The organism is Parafannyhessea umbonata (assembly GCF_012844235.1).
Lineage (GTDB): Bacteria > Actinomycetota > Coriobacteriia > Coriobacteriales > Atopobiaceae > Parafannyhessea.
Genome location: NZ_JABAGR010000006.1, coordinates 17,295 through 35,523, shown reverse-complemented (window position 1 = coordinate 35,523; position 18,229 = coordinate 17,295). Strand labels below are relative to the sequence as shown.

The following is an 18,229-nucleotide window of genomic DNA, read 5'->3' as shown; positions in this document are numbered from 1 at the left end:
CTCTCTTCCACGGGACGCCGCCAACGGCGGGCGCCCGCCCTTCTCTCCCGCTCTTCTTGCACGCGCCTTCCACCCGCCTTGTGCGGCTGGTTTGCGCCTATCGCTCCGCGTCGCGCGGCACGTCCCACGCGATGCTGACGGAGCCCACGCCCAGGTGCAGCGACACCACGGGGCCGGCGTCGCACACCTCGACCTGCGCGGCGGGCATCGTGCGGCGCGCGCAGTCCGCAAGCGCGCGCGTCGCGTCCGATTCCCCGTAGTGCGCCACCACGATGCGCCCGTCGCGCGCGGCCTGGGGCACCTGCCGCACCAGCAGGCGGACGGTGGCGCCCATGCCGTGCGCCACGTCCACGTCGCGGATGCCGCCACGGTCCAGCTCCATCACCAGGAAGCGGTCCAGCTTTCCCGCGACGGCGCGGCGCATGGCGCCCAGCCGGCCGGAGCGGCGCAGCACGTCCATCTTCGGGACCGTGAAAGCGATTCCCTGCAGCGCCCGCGCACGCTCCAGGCGCGCCACGGCCTCGGGCAGCGTCGCGCCGGCGGAAAGCTCGCGTCGCGCGCGGCGCACCAGGAGCTCGAGCCCGCCCGACGTCGTCCACGAGTCCACTATGGCCACGCGGGCGGGGTCCGCTCCCTCGCCCACCAGCTGGTCTCGCGCCTCCACGGCGCTGCGATGCGTGCCAGAGAGCCTGGACGACATCGTGACGCACAGCACGTCCGAGCCGCACGCCAGCAGGCGCCGGAACTCGCCGTAGAACGCGGAGTGGTACACGGCCTCCGTCCCCAGCACCGTGCCGCCACGCAACAGCGCGTCGTACGCGCCGTTCTCGCCCTCGTACGTCTCGTCGCGGCGAACGCCGTCCACCAGGTAGTGCATGGGGACGATGTCGCAGCCCAGCGCGGCCGCCTCTGCGCGCGAAAGGCACGCGGAGCTGTCGCACACGATGGTGACGGGCCGCGTCGCGCCGCCGCCCTCCGGCCGACCGTTCGCTCCCTCGCTCATGCGTCGTACCTCCCGATCTTCCGGAACCTCTCGTATCGCTCGGCGAGAAGGTCGTCCGTCCCCATCGCGCCGAGCTCCGCGAGCTCGTCGTGAATCCTGCCCGCGAGCCTCCACGCGAACTCGGACGTGCCGAGCCCCTCCGCGTCGACCTCCCCGTCCACGATGCCCAGGCGCATGAGCGCCTTTGCCGTGATGCCCAGGGCGTCCGCGGCCTCCGCGGCGCGCTTCTGCGACTTCCACAGGATGGCGGCGCAACTCTCCGGACTCACGACGCTGTACACGGCGTCGGACAGCATGAGCACCCGGTCCGCCGTAGCAAGCGCGAGCGCTCCGCCGGAGCCGCCCTCGCCCATGATCACGGCGACCTCCGGCACGGCAAGCCCGCTCATCGCCATAATGTCGTCCGCGATGGCCGCGCCCTGGCCGCGCTCCTCCGCCTCCATGCCGGGGTAGGCGCCGGACGTGTCCACGAGCGTCACGACGGGCCGACCGAACTTCTGGGCCTGTCGCATGAGGCGCAGCGCCTTGCGGTAGCCCTCCGGCTTCGGCGAGCCAAAGTTGCGCGCGACGCGCTCCTTCGTGTTGCGGCCACGGTCCGTGCAGATGACGGTCACGGGGCGCCCGCGCAGAAGCGCGATGCCGCCCACTATGGCGGGGTCGTCGCCAAACTCACGGTCCCCGTGGAGCTCGACCAGCCCCTCGAACGCCTGCTCCGCCACGGTTGGCACGCTGGCGCGGCTTGTGTCGCGCACGCGGCGCACCAGGTCGTACGGGGTGGCGCGCTCGGGGTCGAGCGCCCTCTGCTCGTGGTGCGGTCGCGGCCAGCGCGGCTGCTCCGGAAACGCCGCGCGGCAGTGCGGCACGGCGCGCGCAGAATCGCCCCATGCGGTGCGGTCATGCAGGAACAGCAGGTAGGCTATGGTGGAAGGCAGGTCCTTGCGCTCGACCACCATGTCCGCGAAGCCATGCTCCAGTATGAACTCCGCGCGCTGGAAGCCGGCGGGCAGACGCTTGTGCGTGGTCTGCTCCACCACGCGCGGGCCCGCGAACGCCACGAGGGCGTCCGGCTCCGCAAGGCAGACGTCCGCGTCCATGGCGAAGCTCGCCGTGACGCCGCCGGTGGTTGGGTCCGTCAGGACCACCAGGTACAGCAGGCCGGCGTCGCCGTGGCGCCGCACGGCACACGTCACCTTCGCCATCTGCATGAGCGACGTCACGCCCTCCTGCATGCGCGCCCCGCCGGAGACGGTGAACCCCACCACGGGCAGGCGCCTCTGGGTGGCCCGCTCGAAGCAGCGGCAGATCTTCTCGCCCACGGCGCTTCCCATGGAGCCCATCATGAACGAGGAGTCCATCACGAAGAGGGCGCACGGCTCGCCGCCGATCGTTGCCTCGCCCGTGACCACGGCCTCGCGCTCGTGCGACTTCGCGTGCGCCGCGGCCAGCTTCTGGCGGTAGTCCGGAAACGACAGCACGTCGCGCGGGGCGACGTCGGCGTCCCACTCTGCGAAGCTGCCGTCGTCCACGGTGAGGGCGATGCGCTCGCGCGCGGAAAGCCGCAGGTGGTGGCCGCAGCGCGGGCACACGTCCAGGTTCTTCGCAAGGGCGTCCGCCTCGACCACGTGGCGGCAGTGCGGGCAGCGCACCAAGACCATGCGCTCGGGCACGTCCACGGGGACCTCGGTCACCGGTCCCTCGAGCTCGTTCACGCTCTTGTCGTTGCGTCTACTCATACAGGTGCTCCATCAGGTTCGTATGGTAGTTCCCGCTCAGGAACTCGTCGTTGGCGAGCACGTCCAGCTGCAGGTCGGCGTTGCACTCCACGCCGTCCACCACCAGCTCGCCCAGGGCGGAGCGCATCTTGCGGATGGCCTCCTCGCGCGTGGGGCTGTACACGACGAGCTTGCCGAGCATGGAGTCGTAGAACGGCGAGACGAGCGAGCCCACGTACAGCGCGGAGTCGAAGCGGACCCACGGGCCGTTGGGCACGTGCAGCATCGTGATGGTGCCGCATGACGGCCTGAAGTCCGGCGTCTCCGCGTTGATGCGGCACTCGATGGCGTGCCCGCTCACGGGCGCCGCGTCCACGCCGTCCGGCAGCGGTATGCCCGCGGCGACGCGCAGCTGCCACTTCACGAGGTCGTAGCCGGTCACAAACTCCGTCACGGGGTGCTCCACCTGAAGGCGGGTGTTCATCTCCATGAAGTAGAAGCTCCCGGCGTCGTCCAGCAGGAACTCGATGGTTCCCAGGCCCTCGTAGCCCACGGAGCGCGCCAGGTCGCGCGCGCACTTCTCCATGCGCAGGCGCACGTCGTCCGTGAGCGCCGGGCACGGGCTCGGGCTCTCCTCCAGAAGCTTCTGGTTCTTGCGCTGCACGGAGCACTCGCGCTCGCCAAGCGACATCACGTGGCCAAAGCGGTCGCCTATGACCTGCACCTCCACGTGGTGCGCCGGGCTCACGAACTTCTCCATGTAGCATGCGCCGTCGCCAAACGCCGCCTTCGCCTCCGTGCTCGCGCTCTCGAACGCGACCGCGGCGTCCTCGGGCCGCTCCACCTTGCGGATGCCGCGACCGCCGCCGCCGGCGCGCGCCTTCACCAGCACGGGGCAGCCGATCTTTCGCGCCTGATCCTCTGCCTGCTCGGGCGAGTCCAGAAGGTCGCAGCCCGGCACAATGGGCACGCCCGCCGCGCGCGCGGTCCGGCGCGCCTCGTCCTTGTCGCCCATGCGCTGCATCACCTCGGGGCTGGGCCCAATGAACACCAGCCCGTGCTCGCGGCACTCGCGGGCAAACTCCACGTTCTCGGAAAGGAAGCCGTAGCCCGGGTGCACGGCGGAGGCCCCGGAGGCGATGGCGACCGTCAGGATCGCGTCGATGTTGAGGTAGGACTCACTCGCGCGCGGGCCGCCTATGCAATACGCCTCGTCCGCGAGCGTCGCGTGCAGCGACTCCTCGTCCGCCGTGGAGTACACCGCCACGGTCCTGACGCCCATCTCCTTGCAGGCGCGGATGATGCGGACGGCGACCTCTCCCCTGTTCGCGATGAGGACCTTCTGGAACATGGTCTACTTCTTTCCCTCTGGCACCAGCGCGAACGACATGTCCGCCACGCAGCACACCACGCCGCCCACGCGCGCCTCGCCGTGCGCGAAGTGGAACATGCCGTGCGAGCGCACGACGGAGCAGTCGAGCTCCACGGTGTCGCCCGGGCGTACGGGGTGCTTGAAGCGAACCTTGTCCAGGCTCGTGTAGTACGGCGTCGTCCCCTTCGACGCGCCGCCCTGGGCCAGCAGCACGCAGCAGTTCTGGGCAAGCATCTCGCACAGGATGACGCCGGGCACCACGGGGTTTCCGGGAAAGTGCCCCTGCACGAAGAACTCCTCGCCCGTCACGCGCACGTGCCCCACGGCACGCCCGTCCACCAGCTCGCAGTCGTCTATCAGAAGCATCGGCGGACGGTGCGGGAGTATGGTCTCGATCTCTTCTCGGTTCATGCGCTCCCCCTAGTACAGCTTCATGAGCACGCAGCCGTATTCCACCAGCTCGCCGTCGCTGGCGCACACGTCCACGACCTCGCCGTCAACCTCTGCCGTGACCTCGTTCATGGCCTTCATGGCCTCGATCACGCACAGCGTGTCGCCCCTCTTCACCTTGGAGCCCACGTGCACGAACGGATCGGCCCCGGGTGCGGGAGCCGCGTAGTAAACGCCGACCATGGGCGCCTTCACCGCGACGACCTTCGTCATGTCAAGCGGCCTCTCGCCGGCGTCGGCCGCGCCGTCCGTCGAGGCCGCGGGCGCGTCTTCGGCGGACGGTGCCTGCGCAGGCCCTGTCGCGTCGCCCTCGGCGGGCGAGAAGGACCGTCCGCCGTCCGCCGCGACCGCTGCGGAGGCGCCTGCCGCCGCCTCGGCCGCAGCCGGCGTCGCCGCGGCCGCGGCCGTGCGCGGTGCCTGCGCCACGGCGACGCCCGCCGGGAAGGCCTCCGGGCGCTCCATCTCTATGGAGCAGTCGCCCTCCTCGATCCTCATGCGCGCAAGGCCGCGGGCCTGCATCACCTGTGCGAGCGCGTCCACGCGCGTGCTGCTGGTGTCCATGCCGCTACGCCTCCCTCCCGTCGAAGCGCCTGAGCGCGACGACGGCGTTGTGTCCGCCAAAGCCAAGCGAGGCGGAGAGCGCCCACCTGCCGTCGAACGCCTGGCTGTGGCCCGGCGTGTAGTCAAGGTCGCAGTCCGCGTCCGGCGTGGTCAGGCCCACGGTAGGCGGTATCACGGAGTCGCGCAGCGCCAGCGCGCACGCCATGGCCTCGACCGCGCCCGTCGCCCCCAGCATGTGTCCGGTCATGGACTTGGTCGAGGATATCCGGGCCGCACGCGCGCCCTCCTCGCCCAGCGCCAGCTTCAGGCCCTGGGTCTCCGTCTTGTCGTTCAGCTTCGTCGAGGTGCCGTGCGCGTTCACGTACAGGCCCTCCGCCACGTCCAGTCCGGACTCGTCCACGGCCTGCCTGATGGCGCGGGTGATGCCGTCCGCGGAGGGGTCGGGGCTCGTGATGTGGTACGCGTCCGCGGTGTTGCCGTAGCCGCACACCTCCGCCACGACGTTCGCGCCGCGCGCCAGGGCATGCTCCAGCTCCTCCAGCACCAGGATGCACGCGCCCTCGCCCATCACGAAGCCGTCGCGGTTCGCGTCGAACGGGCGGCACGCCGTCTTGGGGTCGGGGTTTACCGTGAGCGCGCGGCAGTTGGTGAAGCCCGCGATGCTCACGGGCACGATGGCCGCCTCGGCACCGCCGGCCAGGATTGCGTCCGCGTAGCCGTAGCGGATGGCACGGTACGCCTCGCCGATGGCGTTGGTGCTGGTGGCGCACGCCGTGACCACGGGAAGCGTCGGGCCCTTCGCGCTGTGGCGTATGGACACCTGCCCCGCGGCCATGTTCGCGATGATCATGGGCACCAGGTACGGGCTCACCTTGCGGGCGCCGCCGTCTGCCAGGCGCCTTACCTGCGCCTCCGTGGTGCCGATGCCGCCGATGCCAGAGCCCACGTACACGCCAAGGCGCTCCGGCTCGATGGCGCCCTCGGCGTCGAGCCCGCTCGACGCCATGGCCTCGTCCGACGCCACGAGCGCAAACTGCACGTTGCGGTCGTTGTGCAGCGCGACGGACTTGCCAAGGGCGGCCGCCGCGTCGAAGCCCTTCACCTCCGCGGCCACGCTCACGCGGAAGCCCGTGGTGTCGAACGCCGTGATGGTCCCGATGCCGGACTCGCCCCTGACGAGCGCGTCCCAGCTCTGCGGGGCCGTGTTGCCCACGGGCGTGATGGCACCCATGCCCGTGATGACTACCCTGCGATCCATCCTACTTCCCCTCCCGGGCGCAAAGGCGCCCGTCTACATGCAAAGGCCGCCGTCGATGCGTATGAGCTCGCCCGTCACGTAGCTCGCGGCGTCGGAGGCGAGAAACGCCACCACCTCGGCCACCTCCTCGGCCGTGCCCAGGCGCCCGAGCGGGACCCTGGCCGCATAGCCGTCGCGGACGTCCTGCGGGAGCTTCTCCGTCATGTCCGTCGCGATGAAGCCTGGCGCGACGGCGTTCGCCGTGACGCCGCGACCGGCGAGCTCACGTGCCACGGACTTCGTGAGCCCTATGACTCCCGCCTTCGACGCGGCGTAGTTGACCTGGCCGGCATTGCCGTGGAGCCCGACGACGGAGCTCACGTTCACGATGCGCCCGCCACGCTGGCGCACGAAGTTGCGCGCGAGGGCGCGCACCATGTTGAACGTGCCCTTCAGGTTCACGTCGAGCACGCGGTCGAAGTCCTCGTCGCGCATGCGCGCAAACAGGCCGTCGCGCGTGATGCCCGCGTCGTTCACGAGCGCCCACACGGGGCCGAAGTCGTCGGTCACCTGCTTCACCGTCTGCTTCACGGCGGCGGCGTCCGACACGTCGCAGCGGTACGCCCTCGCGCGCGCGCCAAGCGCCTCGAGCGCGGCGACGCAGTCCGCGGCCGCCTCCGAGTTACCGGCATACACGATGGCCACGTCGAAGCCGGCGCGTGCGAGGCGCTCCGCGCAGGCGCGACCGATGCCGCGCGAGCCGCCCGTCACCAGGGCGCAGCGGCGCGTGGTGTCCTTCTCGTCCATTGTTAGCCCTCCGCAATCGCGGCAAGAGCCGCCTCGAGCTGGTCAGGATCTTCCACGCTCATGGCACGGACGCCGTCGAGCGTGCGCTTGACGAGGCCCGTGAGCGTGTGGCCGGGGCCCACCTCCACGAACGTGTCGATGCCGGCCGCCTGCATGCCGCGGAGCTCGTCCGCCCAGCGGACGGGGCTCTTCACCTGGCTCGCGAGCGTTGCAGCCACCTTCGCGGGCTCCGTCGGATACGGACGCCCCGTCAGATTTGCCCAGCATGCCATGCGCGGGGACGCCGGCGCGTGCTGTGCAAGGTGGGCCGAAAGTCCCGTCGCGGCGTCCGCCATGTACGGGCTGTGGAACGCGCCGGACACGGCGACCCTCATGCTGCGGCCGCCGGCGTCGCGCACGAGCGCGTCCAGCCGCTCGCACGCGTCCGGCGCGCCCGCGACCACGGTCTGGAGCGGGCTGTTATAGTTGACGGCCCACGCCTCGCCCGCCTCGGAGGCGAGCTCCTCCACGCGCTCCGGCGCAAGCTTCATCACGGCGCGCATGGCGCCGGGGTGAGCGTCGCAGCACTGGGTCATGAGGCAGGCGCGCACCACGGCCAGGCGCATGGCCGCCTCGACGTCGAACGCCCCCGCGAACGCGAGTGCGCCGAGCTCGCCGAGGGAGTGGCCCGCGACGGCGGCCGGAACGACGCCGCGCTCCGCGAGCGCCGCCGCGCACGCAAGGTCCACTGCCAGCACGCACGGCTGCGTGTTCGCCGTGAGCGCGAGCTCCTCCTTCGTGCCGTCGAAGCACTGGGCGCTCGTGCCCGGACGCACCGCGTCCACCGCATCGAACACGGCCCTGGCAGCCGCGCTCTTCTCGGCCAGCGCACGCCCCATGCCGGGACGCTGCGAGCCCTGGCCCGAAAACAGGAACGCGACGTTTGGCCGCGGGGTCGCCTCCGCGCCTAGCACACCCATGCCGTCGCCCCCTTCAGGCAGCGCTCCGCGCCGTCCATGAGGTCGTCCACGATTTGGGCGGCCGTCTGCTCCTGGTGCACCATGGCCGCAACCTCGCCGGCCATGAACGAGCCCTCCTGGTAGTTGCCGTCCTTCGCGGCCTTGCGCAGCGACCCTGCCCCAAGGCTCGCGAGCTCCTCCGCCGTGGCGCCCTCGCGCTCCCTGCGCGCGAACTCCTGCGAGAACGGCGTCTTCAGGCAGCGCACCGCGCCGTTGATGCTGCGGCCGGTCACGATGGTGGACAGGTCCTTCGCCTTGATGACGCGGTCCTTGTACTCCTGGCTCACCGTGCACTCCGTGGCGACGAGGAAGCGGGTGCCCACCTGGACGCCCTGCGCGCCCAGCATGAACGCGGCCGCGACCTGCCGACCGTCCGCGATGCCGCCCGCGGCGAGCACCGGCACCTTGACGGCGTCCACAACCTGCGGCACCAGGACCATGGTCGAGAGGTCGCCCACGTGCCCGCCGGACTCTCCGCCCTCGGCGACGATTGCGTCCGCACCGGCGCGCTCCAACAGGCGCGCGAGCGCTACGGAGGACACGACGGGGATCACCCTCACGCCGGCGTCCTTCCACGCGCGCATGTACTTGCTGGGGTTGCCCGCGCCCGTAACGACCACGGGAACGCGCTCCTGGGCCACGACGTCCGCGACCTCGGCCGCGAACGGGCTCTGGAGCATCACGTTCACGCCGAACGGGCGCTGCGTGCGCGTGCGGACGTCCCGGATCTGCTCGCGCACCCAGTCGGGTCCGGCGTTCATGGCCGAGATGATGCCGAGGCCGCCGGCCTCGGAGACGGCGGCGGCGAGGCTCGCGTCCGCGATCCACGCCATGCCGCCCTGGAACAGGGGCTTCTCTATTCCCAGAAGCTCGCAGATGGGGGTCCTGATCATGTGCGTTCGGTCCTTAGCGTTTGGGGTTTGCCGGAAGTGTGGAAGCCGGTCTACTTCTGAAGGAGGCCGTCGACCAGGTCGACGAACTCGCCCACGGTCTGGGGGTTGGCCTCGGGGTCGATCTCGATGCCGAACTCGTCCTCGCACGCCATGACCGCCTCGACGGTGGCCATGGAGTCGAGGCCGACGCTCGCGAGGTTGGTGTCGCGGGTGAGCTCGACATCGTCCAAGCCCTCCTGGTCCTTGAGGATGCTGACGACGCGATCGAAGGTGGACTCTGCCATGGTTTATCTCCTATCTTCTGGCGCCGGGGACCGGCGCGAACGAGGGTGCCATCCGGCACCCGGGATACCTTGTTGACGCCGCGCGCGACGCGGGGGCCGCGGCTGGCGAGAAGCGCGGGGCGCCTAGCTTGGCGCGGCCTCCCAGCGCAGGAGCGTCGACGCCACGTCCAGACCCGCGCCGAAGCCGACGAGGGCGACGAGCTGACCCTCCGCGAGCTTTCCCGCGCGGGCGAGGCCGTCCAGGGCGAGCGGGATGCACGCGCTGGAGACGTTGCCCGTGTGCGCCAGGTTCAGCACCACGCGGGACGGGTCCAGCCCCAGGCGCTCGACCACGGCGTCCACGATCCTCTCGTTTGCCTGGTGGAGCACGAAGTGGTCCACCTGGCCCAGGGGGATGCCCGTGGCCTGCTCCATCTGGCGGAGCTCACGCACGACCTCCGTCACGGCGAAGCGGTACACGCTCCTGCCGCGCATGGAGAGCGCGCTTGCCGGGGCCGTGCCCGCGGTGGTATCGAACGGGCTCGTGCCCGCGACGCCCGGCACGTCGAGCGCGGCCACGTTGGGTATGGTGCGCAGGCGGCACCACAGCGGCGACTCGCCGCCGGCGCGCACGACGACGGCCGCGGCGGCGTCGCCAAACAGCACGCAGGTGGAGCGGTCCGCCCAGTCCATGATGCGCGAGCACTTCTCGGCGGAGAGCACGAGGGCCGTGGCGGCGCGCCCGCGCGAGAGGTAGCCGTCGGCCACGTCGAGCGCGAACACGAAGCCGGAGCACGCGGCGGACACGTCGAACGCGGGGCACGCGGCGCCCAGGCGCTCCGCGACGGCGCACGCCTCCGCGGGCATCAGGTGGTCGCCCGTAGTGGTGGAGCACACGATGAGGTCGAGCTGCGACGCGTCGACGCCCGCGGACTCGAGCGCGCGCCAGGACGCCTCCTCCGCGAGCTGGTCCAGCGACTCCGTGGTGCTGACCCTGCGCTCGCGAATGCCCGTGCGCGTGCGGATCCACTCGTCGCTCGTGTCCAGGAACGCCGAGAGCTCGTCGTTGGTGACGCTGCGCGCCGGCAGCGCCGATCCCGTTCCCACGATGGTGTACGCCACTATGACCTGCCCCCCTTCTGACCCGCCGTTCGCCTGAGGTAGTCGCGCTGCTTCTGCTGCGCCTTCGCATAGAACTGCTCCAGGCGCCTGATGCCGTCTAGCAGCACGCGGCGCTCGTCGAGCGAGAGCCCGCCGGAGACCTCCTCTGCCATGCGCTGGTTGAAGACCACGTGCAGGCGGAGGACCTTCTCGCCGTCGCGTGTGAGTCCCACGTTCACGCGGCGCGCGTCCCTGGGGTCCCGCCGCTTGCGGACGTAGCCCTTCCGCACCAGGCGGTTCACGGCGGCCGTGGCGGAGGGCACGCGGATGTCGAGCGCGCGGGCCACCTCGGACACGGTGATGGTCGCGTCCTTGTGCAGCGTCGCGCGGCCCACGACCTCAACCAGGTTCAGCTCAGCCACGGTGAGGTCGATCCCCTGCGCGCGGCGCGTGAGCTCCTCCAGCTGGTCGATGGACTCGTACGTGCTGCCCAGGAGGCTCGAGATCTCTGACATGAACGCGTAGCCGTCGCTCACGTCGATGTCGCGGGCGGGCGTGGGCGCCGTAGCGCCGTCGCGTGCGCCGCTCGCGCCGCGTTCCTGTGGTGCAGCCATGGGCCCGCTCCCCTCCCGTCGCCAATTTAGTTAGCCTGTCTAACTATTTCGAGTGTAGCGACGTATGTTGACGTGTCAACATAAAGTTTTGGAGAAAGACGAATTTGCCCCCGGGCACACACATTGCGCACACGGGGGCACTCTGGTTCAGGCTCTTACGTTTTTGCAGGCAGATTGCGTAAATTGGTGGTTTGTAGCGCCGCTTAGCTCCCAATGGGCCTCAGCGACGCCTGCTCGGGGGCAAGCGAAAGCGTACCGCCGCCCGGAAGCGCAAGCACCGCACGACCGGTTCCGTCTACGGAGAAGAACGTGCCCCGCCCCACGACGGCGCCCTCGGGGGTGACGGCCACGACCGTGCCCCCAAGGCCGTGGAGGCTGGCCTGGTACTCTTCCAGCACGGGCGCGAGCGGCTCGGCCGGGCAGCCCCCGGAGAGGCCCTCGGCCCATGCGTCCACGCGCCGCACGATGGCGTCGCGAAACAGCGTCGCCACGGCCGCGTAGTCGCCGGCCGCGGCAGGGGCGCCGCACTCGTCCAGGTACGCGGCGGGAAGCGGGGCGGGCATGCCGTCTCGCACCGCCTGCGGGCGGATGCCGTCGCCCTGCGGGCGCGAGAGGTTCACGCCGATGCCGCACACGGCGGCGTCGTTCGCGCCCGCGACACCATCCGCCGCTGCGCCCGCGCCCGTGGGCCGCGACCCCAGGCAGAGCTCCACCAGGATGCCGCCGAGCTTGCATGCGCCGTCGGGCCCTGGCACCACGAGGTCGTTTGGCCACTTCAGCCGCGGCGTCGTCGCGCCGAGCGCACGGCACGCGTCAAGCGCCCCCAGGCCGGCGGCCACGGGGATGGCGCGCAGGCACTCACGCGCAACGCCAGGGCGCAGCGCCACGGAGAGGTACAGCCCGCCCGGCGGGGACACCCACACGTGTCCCCTGCGGCCGCGCCCCAGCGTCTGCCTCACCGCGGCGACGGCCGCGCCGTGCGGCGCGCCCGCGCGTGCGCGCCGCAGGGCCTCGTCGTTGGTTGACTCGCACGCGTCAAGCACCTCCACGGCCGGGAGGCCCGTTCTTCTCGCCATGCGATCCCCCTTCCTGGCACAGCCGCGGCCAAGGCCGCCGCGGCCACGTGATCCGTGGCGGGCGCCTACGCCAAGCCGGCGGCCATGCGCTCCACGATCGCCGCGCAGCGCAGGGCCATCTTGCGCTCGAACGCGGGGTAGTCCGCGGCGGAGGCTCCGTTCGCCTCGTCTGATATGGTGCGCACGATCGCGAACGGGATGCCGTTCACGTGGCACGCCTGCGCGATGGCGGCACCCTCCATCTCGCAGCACAGCGCGCCAAACTCCTCAACGATCAACCGGCGCATGGCGTCCTCGTGCACGAACTTGTCGCCTGAGGCCACGCGCCCCTCGAACACGCCCGCCTCCGGCGCCACGGCGCGCGCCGCGCAAACGGCGGCCTGGCGCAGCGTCGGGTCCGCCGCAAACGCAAGCGTGTCCATGCCGGGGCACTGGCCGGGCCGGTAGCCCAGGTTCTGCACGTCCATGTCGTAGTTGACTGCGTCCGTTGAGACCACCACGTCGCCTATGCCCACGCGCGCGTCCAGCGAGCCGGCCACGCCCGTGTTCACCACGCGGTCCGCCCCAAAGCGCACGGCGAGCGTCTGCGCGCACATGGCGGCGTTGATGCTGCCCACGCCGCAACGCACCACGATCGCGTCCGTACCGCCCAGGCGGCCCTCGCTAAACTCCATGCCACCCACGCACGTCACGCGCACGCCGTCGAGGTGGGCCCTCAGCAGCTCCACCTCGACGTCCATCGCGCCAATGATTCCCAGCGCCACGCGCCTACTCCGCGCCGGGGTAGGTCATGTGCGCGTCGTCGATCGCGTACAGCGTGTTGTCCAGGTAGCGCCTGGCCCACCAGTGCGCCTGGTTCAGGTCCGCGTCGTGCCAGTTGCCGCACTCCGCCGGCTTTGCGCCGGGAATCTCCCCCTCGAAGTCGCGGGCAAACTCGAAGGCGCGCGTGACCAGCGGCAGCACCTCCTTGGGCGTGCACTCGCCAAACACGATGAGATAGAAGCCGGTGCGGCAGCCCATGGGCCCAAAGTACACGATGCGGCTCGCCCACTCCTCGTCGTTGCGCAGGAACGTGGCCAGCAGGTGCTCGATGGCGTGCACGGCGGCCGTGTCCATGACCGGCTCGCGGTTGGGTGCGGTCAGGCGCAGGTCGAAGGTGGTGATGACGGCGCCGGACGCCGGGTCGCGGTCGACGCGGCTCACGTAGACGCCGGGCTCCAGGCGAAGGTGGTCGATGGTGAAGCTTGCGATCTGCTCCATGGTGTCTCCTGTCGTTGGGCTCCGGGGGTAGTCCCGCGGAGCGGTTTGCGTTCGTAGTGACGATACTTCATGTACCCGCCGCAGGAGGTGCGACCGCGCGTTCTCCAAAGGCATCACACGCGGTCCGAAACACGGGAGAAACCCACGCCATCCGGTTTCGCATATCATGTTTCCACGACGGTCGGCGCGCGCCGCAAGGACGCGCCGCAATGCGACCCGGGAGGAACCACGGACACCTTCGCACACTGGGCCTGCGCGTGGGCGCAGGCCACAAACTCATCGCTTGCGGGCTCGCGCGTGCTCGTGGACGCGCAGGACCTCGCGCGCGGAGGCGGGGCGCTTGCCCTGCGCATGGCGGAGTGGGGCCTCGTCCCTACGAACGATGCCGCACAGGCGGATTTTACCTACCCCGAACTGCCCAAACGCCAGGACCTTTCCGCGGCTGACGCCTGGGCGCGCGCCGAGAGGGGCATGCCCGTCTCGGCGGAGCTCGCACGCCGGATCGCGGCGGAAGGCCTGCTCGCGGGCGTCCACATCGCGCTCAGCCTCATCGTGGAGCCAAAGACGGCCGTCCTCGTGGAGCGCCTTGCCGCGGCCGGTGCCACCGTGGGCGTGTACTGCCACGCGCACGAATGCGACCAGGCCATCGCCAACCAGATCCGCGCCCGCGGCTACGCCATAGAGGCGGACGCCACGTGGACGCCCGCGCAGGAGCGCGAGGGGTCGCTCCGCCTCATGGATCGCATCCGGCCAAACGTCGTCATCGACGACGGCGCGAACTTCTCGCGCCTCATGGTGATGGAGCGCCCGACCCTGGCGGCGAGGCTCGTGGGCGTCGCGGAGGAGACCACCTCCGGCGTCCGCGCGTTCACGGCCATGCAGCAGGAAGGCGAGCTGCCGTTTCCCGTCGTGGCGGTCAACGACTCCCGCCTGAAGACCGGCTTCGACAACCGCCACGGCACGGGAGAGACCTGCGCCGCCACGACGATGTCCCTCGTAGGGCCGTCGTTCTTCTCCGCCGCCGGAGGTGCACGCGTCACCGTGGTGGGCTTTGGCCCCGTCGGCGAGGGCTTCGCCCGCCGCGTGCGGGCGCTGGGCGCGCGCGTGACCGTGGCGGAGGCGGACCCCGTCCGCGCGCTTGAGGCGAGCTTCGCCGGCTTCGCGGTCGCGCCGCTCGACAGCGCGCTTCCCGCCACGGACATGGCGGTCTCGGCCACGGGCGTGCGCCACACGCTCCCCGCAGACGCTCTCCGCCTGCTGCCAGACGGCGCCACCGTCGCAGTCATCGGCGGCATCGCAAACGAGGTGGCCCTTGACCAGGTGCTTTCCCAGGGCGGTACCCTGCGCCCGGGCGAGAAGGACGGCGTCTCGTGGCTGGACGTGCCCCAGGGGCCCACGCTCAGGCTGCTCGCGTCCGGGGACGGCGTGAACTACGCCGCCGGCCCGGGCAACCCCATCGAGATCATGGACCTGAGCTTCGCCGTGCAGCTCGCCGCCGTGGAGCACCTGCTGCGCCACGCGGGGTCGCTGCCTGCAAAGGTGCTGCGGCTGGGTCCCGAGGTCGACCGCCGCATCGCATCCATCGCGCTCGAGACGCGCGGCATCCGCACGGAGAGCGCGCCGTCCACCCCCACCTTCGTGCCGGACTGGCGCGTCACCCGCTACGCCGACACCGCCGGCACCACCCCCGCCCCAACAAACCGGAAGAGGCACGCATGAGCGTCACCCTGTACGAAGCCCCGCTGGTGATCCCCGTCACCGGCCCCGTCATCTGCGACGGCGCCGTCGCGGTGCGCGACGGCCGCGTCCTGCACGTGGGCACGCGCGACTGGGTGCGGCAGAAGCTCGCGGAGGACGTGGACGACCGCTCGCAGGTGGAGCTCCGCCGCTGGGGCGGCCTCGTCACGCCCGGCCTGGTGAACGCCCACACCCACCTGCAGTACACCGGCATGGCGTCCGTCGGCTCGCGCACGTACGCGAGCTTTCGCGACTGGGAGCTCGCGTTCAACAAGATATACGACAGCCCGGAGCCCAAGCCGTGGCGCCAGTGGGCGCACGACGGCGCGCGCCAGATGGTGGAGGCCGGTACCACGGCCGCGGCGGACATCGTGTCAGACGTGGAGGCGGCCGACGCGCTCGCGTCCCAGGGCATGCACGGCATCGCCTACTGGGAGGTTATGGACTGGAACAACGAGGACTGGCGGCGCAAGGGTCCGGAAGACCTGCTAGACCAGATCCGCGCCATCCGCGCCATGGGCGTGACGGAGCTTGGCATCAGCCCGCACGCGCCGTACTCACTTGGCTCCGGCCCGCTGCTCGACCTGCCGGACATCGCGCGCCAGCTGGGCATGAGGCTCCACATCCACCTGGGCGAGACCCCGGCCGAGGCCGGCAAACTGCCGTCGCGCCTCACCAACCAGACGTCGTGGGCGTGGAACCGCACGGAGTGGCAGAGCTTCAACGACCTCAAGCGCGCCGGCGCCGGCGCAAGCGCCATCCAGTTTCTCGACCAGCTCGCCGTCCTCGGGCCGGACGTCCACATCGCACACGGCGTGCACGCATCGCGAGAAGATCGCAGGATCCTGCGCCAGAGGGGCGTCTCGGTCGCGCTCTGCCCGCGCTCCAACCGCATCACCTGCACGGAGGCGGACGCCCCCATCGCACGCTACCTCGAGGAGGGCAACCCCCTCTCCGTCGGCACGGACTCGCTCTCCTCGAGCCCGAGCCTCGACGTCCTGGACGACGTCGCGTTCCTGTACGACCTCGCCATCAGCCAGGGCTACGAGGAGCTCGACCTCTCGCACCGCCTCATCAGGATGATGACGCTCGGCGGCGCGGAGGCCATGGGCCTCAACTGCGGTCCCAAGCGCATCGGTCAGATAAACGTCGGCGCATCCGCCGACCTCGCGTTCTTCGACGTACCGGTCGACGTCACGTCGCCTCAGGCGCTCGAGGACACGCTGGAGCGCTTCGTCCGCCACGGCTCCGGCACCTGCCGCGCCACCGTCATCGAGGGAAGGCTCGCATATGACCGCATCTGGAGTTAGCCCGTACGCCCAGCGCCTGATCGACGCACTGGACCTGGCACCGCACCCGGAAGGCGGCTGGTACCGCCGCACGTGGCAGTCTCCCATCGCGGCGCCAACCGGCACGCCCGCCGACGACGCGCCAGCAACCGCTGCCGGCGCCGCGGACCTCTCGGAGAACTCCACGTCCGCGCGCCCGCTGGCCTCGCTCATCTACTTCCTGCTGCCCGCCGGCGACTCCAGCGACTGGCACGTCGTCGACGCGGACGAACTCTGGCTCTGGCACGGCCCCGGCGCCGTCACCATCGAGCTCGCCGGCTCGGGCGCGGCGCCGGACCCCGCCCAGCTTAGGGCCACTACGCTGCGCGTGGACCAGGACGGAGCCCTCACGCAGCTCGTGGTCCCCGCCGGCGTGTGGCAGCGCACCGTCCCCTCAGGCGAGGACGCCCTCGTGTCATGCGTCGTGAGCCCGGGCTTCGTGTACGCGGGTTTCAGGCTGGAAGACCGCTAACGGCTTTCGCGCTATGCCGTAAGTGCGCAAATCGGTATCGCGTAGATGCCATCCTCCACGCGGTGCGCGTACTCAGACACCCCCGTTATCACCGCCATGAACTCCGGCGGCCTCACGCGGGCACTCGGGTTCTGCGTCAGCTTGCGGCGCAGGCGCCTCAGGCTCGCTGCGCCCTCCTCCACCTTCGCCTCGCTCGTCTTGATTTCGAACGCGCCCCACCTACCGTCCGCAAGCTCCACTATGGCATCCACCTCGAGACCTGCGGAGTCACGGTAGTACCGCACGGGCACGTCGCTGCACAGCTCCTGCGCCTCCGCATACACCTGAAGGTCGCGCATGCAGAGGTTCTCGAACACAAGGCCAAACGTCTGCCAGTCGGCAAGCAGCGCACCCGGGAGCAGGGCCAGCTGCGCCACCGCGAGGGAAGGGTCCGCCAGATAGCGCTTCGGCTTCGTGTTCACGCGCTTCGCGGAGCGTGCTGGCGGAACCCACCCCGGAACCTCGTCCAGCAGGTATGCCGCCCTCAGCAAGCCGAGGTATGAGGAGATGGTGCCTTCGCTCAAGGGCTCGCCCGCAGAGGAGTCCCCCGCATCCGCGGCAATAGTCCTGTACGTCGCTGCCTGGCCCAGGTTTCTCGCAAGCGAGAAGAGCATCCTCCTCATCAGCTCGGGATCCTTGCCTTGGTCGGGCACCGTCGACATGCGAAACAGCCGCAGATACTCTCGTGCTATCTGCTGCGCGTCCGCGGCAGAAAGATCAATCGCTTCCGGCCAGCCTCCCCTACAGGCAAGGTCCACCAACTTCTGCGCGTCCGTCTTCACCTGCACCGGCTCGAACTCGCCCGCAAAAAGGCCGGCGAGCGACACCCTTCCGACGGAATCCCCGCTCTCATACAGTGACATAGGCCGCATACGCACCCTGCCAATGCGACCCGCACCACTATGCTGCGGCAGACCGTCCTTCTCGCGCACAAGAGGTGAGGAGGACCCCGTGAGTATGAAGGAGCCCCTGGCCCCCCTCGCGCTGTCTACCTCGTGACGCACGTAGTCCCATATCGTTGGGACATGCTGCCACTCGTCGACGACGTGCGGTCTTTTTCCAACGAGCATCGAGCTCGGGTCATCCGTGGCAAGTGCCAGGCTCTGGTCAACGTAGCTCACGCTGTTCGCGTGCCTAAGGGCCGTCCACGTCTTGCCGCACCACTTCGTGCCGCCGATTTCCACTGCGCCAAATATCCGCAGATACCGCTCAACCTTCTCGTCAACAAGGCGCGGCAGATACCCTTCGGGCGTGATGGACATTCGATACCCTCCAGAATCAGGTCATTCCACACGGGGGACATCTC

Annotated in this window: 19 protein-coding genes; 3 read left to right on the top strand and 16 right to left on the bottom strand. The window is 70.5% G+C overall.

The genetic code is table 11. From position 1 onward, the window contains the following. Window positions 1–97: 97 nt before the first annotated feature. The 15 genes from HF885_RS06890 to HF885_RS06820 all read right to left on the bottom strand — a co-directional run bounded on the left by HF885_RS06890 (window position 98) and on the right by HF885_RS06820 (window position 13,347). Window positions 98–1,003 (bottom strand): DegV family protein, encoded by a 906-nt coding sequence (locus HF885_RS06890; protein WP_090861259.1) that lies wholly within the window; start codon window positions 1,001–1,003, stop codon window positions 98–100. Then, on the bottom strand, window positions 1,000–2,736 hold the full coding sequence (gene accD, locus HF885_RS06885; protein ID WP_170104212.1) for an acetyl-CoA carboxylase, carboxyltransferase subunit beta: 1,737 nt from the start codon (window positions 2,734–2,736) through the stop codon (window positions 1,000–1,002). Before accD ends, HF885_RS06890 begins: the two co-directional genes overlap by 4 nt. Further along, entirely contained in the window at window positions 2,729–4,066 is a 1,338-nt protein-coding gene (locus HF885_RS06880) for an acetyl-CoA carboxylase biotin carboxylase subunit (protein WP_170104211.1), read from the bottom strand. Before HF885_RS06880 ends, accD begins: the two co-directional genes overlap by 8 nt. 3 nt (window positions 4,067–4,069) lie before the next feature. Further along, the gene (fabZ, locus tag HF885_RS06875; protein WP_090861256.1) at window positions 4,070–4,498 is read right to left on the bottom strand and encodes a 3-hydroxyacyl-ACP dehydratase FabZ; all 429 of its coding nucleotides are present in this window, start codon (window positions 4,496–4,498) and stop codon (window positions 4,070–4,072) included. Between the two features lie 9 nt (window positions 4,499–4,507). Next, window positions 4,508–5,098, bottom strand: coding sequence for an acetyl-CoA carboxylase biotin carboxyl carrier protein (locus HF885_RS06870; RefSeq protein WP_170104210.1), 591 nt, complete (start codon window positions 5,096–5,098; stop codon window positions 4,508–4,510). A 4-nt stretch (window positions 5,099–5,102) separates the two neighbouring features. Further along, window positions 5,103–6,356 (bottom strand): beta-ketoacyl-ACP synthase II, encoded by a 1,254-nt coding sequence (fabF, locus tag HF885_RS06865; RefSeq protein WP_170104209.1) that lies wholly within the window; start codon window positions 6,354–6,356, stop codon window positions 5,103–5,105. A 33-nt stretch (window positions 6,357–6,389) separates the two neighbouring features. Then, window positions 6,390–7,142 (bottom strand): 3-oxoacyl-[acyl-carrier-protein] reductase, encoded by a 753-nt coding sequence (gene fabG, locus HF885_RS06860; protein WP_170104208.1) that lies wholly within the window; start codon window positions 7,140–7,142, stop codon window positions 6,390–6,392. 2 nt (window positions 7,143–7,144) lie between these two features. Next, on the bottom strand, window positions 7,145–8,101 hold the full coding sequence (locus HF885_RS06855; protein ID WP_170104207.1) for an ACP S-malonyltransferase: 957 nt from the start codon (window positions 8,099–8,101) through the stop codon (window positions 7,145–7,147). Next, on the bottom strand, window positions 8,089–9,033 hold the full coding sequence (locus HF885_RS06850) for a nitronate monooxygenase (RefSeq protein WP_090844800.1): 945 nt from the start codon (window positions 9,031–9,033) through the stop codon (window positions 8,089–8,091). The genes HF885_RS06855 and HF885_RS06850 overlap by 13 nt, the downstream gene beginning before the upstream one ends. Window positions 9,034–9,083: 50 nt before the next feature. Continuing rightward, complete coding sequence (locus tag HF885_RS06845) at window positions 9,084–9,317, bottom strand: phosphopantetheine-binding protein (RefSeq protein WP_090861250.1); 234 nt, start codon at window positions 9,315–9,317, stop codon at window positions 9,084–9,086. 123 nt (window positions 9,318–9,440) lie between these two features. After that, entirely contained in the window at window positions 9,441–10,418 is a 978-nt protein-coding gene (locus HF885_RS06840; RefSeq protein ID WP_170104206.1) for a beta-ketoacyl-ACP synthase 3, read from the bottom strand. Further along, entirely contained in the window at window positions 10,418–11,011 is a 594-nt protein-coding gene (locus tag HF885_RS06835) for a MarR family winged helix-turn-helix transcriptional regulator (protein WP_170104205.1), read from the bottom strand. The genes HF885_RS06840 and HF885_RS06835 overlap by 1 nt, the downstream gene beginning before the upstream one ends. Before the next feature lie 203 nt (window positions 11,012–11,214). Continuing rightward, window positions 11,215–12,087, bottom strand: a complete 873-nt coding sequence (locus HF885_RS06830) for a biotin--[acetyl-CoA-carboxylase] ligase (RefSeq protein WP_170104204.1) — start codon at window positions 12,085–12,087, stop codon at window positions 11,215–11,217. A gap of 65 nt (window positions 12,088–12,152) precedes the next feature. Next, complete coding sequence (locus tag HF885_RS06825) at window positions 12,153–12,851, bottom strand: 5'-methylthioadenosine/adenosylhomocysteine nucleosidase (protein WP_170104203.1); 699 nt, start codon at window positions 12,849–12,851, stop codon at window positions 12,153–12,155. 4 nt (window positions 12,852–12,855) lie between these two features. Next, entirely contained in the window at window positions 12,856–13,347 is a 492-nt protein-coding gene (locus HF885_RS06820; RefSeq protein WP_090844785.1) for an S-ribosylhomocysteine lyase, read from the bottom strand. Between the two features lie 69 nt (window positions 13,348–13,416). Between HF885_RS06820 and HF885_RS06815 the strand changes: the two genes are divergently transcribed. Genes HF885_RS06815 through HF885_RS06805 form a run of 3 tightly spaced genes read left to right on the top strand, consistent with a single transcriptional unit; the run spans window position 13,417 to window position 16,884 of the window. Next, window positions 13,417–15,066, top strand: coding sequence for an adenosylhomocysteinase (locus HF885_RS06815; RefSeq protein ID WP_170104202.1), 1,650 nt, complete (start codon window positions 13,417–13,419; stop codon window positions 15,064–15,066). Then, window positions 15,063–16,394, top strand: a complete 1,332-nt coding sequence (locus HF885_RS06810) for an amidohydrolase family protein (RefSeq protein WP_090861244.1) — start codon at window positions 15,063–15,065, stop codon at window positions 16,392–16,394. Before HF885_RS06815 ends, HF885_RS06810 begins: the two co-directional genes overlap by 4 nt. Continuing rightward, on the top strand, window positions 16,375–16,884 hold the full coding sequence (locus HF885_RS06805; protein ID WP_170104201.1) for a cupin domain-containing protein: 510 nt from the start codon (window positions 16,375–16,377) through the stop codon (window positions 16,882–16,884). Before HF885_RS06810 ends, HF885_RS06805 begins: the two co-directional genes overlap by 20 nt. 11 nt (window positions 16,885–16,895) lie before the next feature. On the opposite strand, the gene HF885_RS06800 is transcribed toward HF885_RS06805, so the two are convergent. Beyond that, window positions 16,896–18,185: an ATP-binding protein gene (locus tag HF885_RS06800; RefSeq protein WP_170104200.1), complete on the bottom strand. Its 1,290-nt coding sequence runs from the start codon at window positions 18,183–18,185 to the stop codon at window positions 16,896–16,898. Window positions 18,186–18,229: the final 44 nt, after the last annotated feature.

Excerpts from the sequence above, each read along its gene's own strand:
- HF885_RS06835 (WP_170104205.1), bottom strand. The coding sequence starts at position 11,011 with ATGGCTGCACCACAGGAACGCGGCGCGAGCGGCGCACGCGACGGCGCT.
- HF885_RS06870 (WP_170104210.1), bottom strand. The coding sequence starts at position 5,098 with ATGGACACCAGCAGCACGCGCGTGGACGCGCTCGCACAGGTGATGCAG.
- HF885_RS06830 (WP_170104204.1), bottom strand. The coding sequence starts at position 12,087 with ATGGCGAGAAGAACGGGCCTCCCGGCCGTGGAGGTGCTTGACGCGTGC.
- accD (WP_170104212.1), bottom strand. The coding sequence starts at position 2,736 with ATGAGTAGACGCAACGACAAGAGCGTGAACGAGCTCGAGGGACCGGTG.
- HF885_RS06810 (WP_090861244.1), top strand. The coding sequence starts at position 15,063 with ATGAGCGTCACCCTGTACGAAGCCCCGCTGGTGATCCCCGTCACCGGC.
- fabG (WP_170104208.1), bottom strand. The coding sequence starts at position 7,142 with ATGGACGAGAAGGACACCACGCGCCGCTGCGCCCTGGTGACGGGCGGC.
- HF885_RS06890 (WP_090861259.1), bottom strand. The coding sequence starts at position 1,003 with ATGAGCGAGGGAGCGAACGGTCGGCCGGAGGGCGGCGGCGCGACGCGG.
- HF885_RS06850 (WP_090844800.1), bottom strand. The coding sequence starts at position 9,033 with ATGATCAGGACCCCCATCTGCGAGCTTCTGGGAATAGAGAAGCCCCTG.
- HF885_RS06800 (WP_170104200.1), bottom strand. The coding sequence starts at position 18,185 with ATGTCCATCACGCCCGAAGGGTATCTGCCGCGCCTTGTTGACGAGAAG.
- HF885_RS06845 (WP_090861250.1), bottom strand. The coding sequence starts at position 9,317 with ATGGCAGAGTCCACCTTCGATCGCGTCGTCAGCATCCTCAAGGACCAG.
- fabZ (WP_090861256.1), bottom strand. The coding sequence starts at position 4,498 with ATGAACCGAGAAGAGATCGAGACCATACTCCCGCACCGTCCGCCGATG.
- fabF (WP_170104209.1), bottom strand. The coding sequence starts at position 6,356 with ATGGATCGCAGGGTAGTCATCACGGGCATGGGTGCCATCACGCCCGTG.
- HF885_RS06855 (WP_170104207.1), bottom strand. The coding sequence starts at position 8,101 with ATGGGTGTGCTAGGCGCGGAGGCGACCCCGCGGCCAAACGTCGCGTTC.
- HF885_RS06880 (WP_170104211.1), bottom strand. The coding sequence starts at position 4,066 with ATGTTCCAGAAGGTCCTCATCGCGAACAGGGGAGAGGTCGCCGTCCGC.
- HF885_RS06805 (WP_170104201.1), top strand. The coding sequence starts at position 16,375 with ATGACCGCATCTGGAGTTAGCCCGTACGCCCAGCGCCTGATCGACGCA.
- HF885_RS06820 (WP_090844785.1), bottom strand. The coding sequence starts at position 13,347 with ATGGAGCAGATCGCAAGCTTCACCATCGACCACCTTCGCCTGGAGCCC.
- HF885_RS06815 (WP_170104202.1), top strand. The coding sequence starts at position 13,417 with ATGTACCCGCCGCAGGAGGTGCGACCGCGCGTTCTCCAAAGGCATCAC.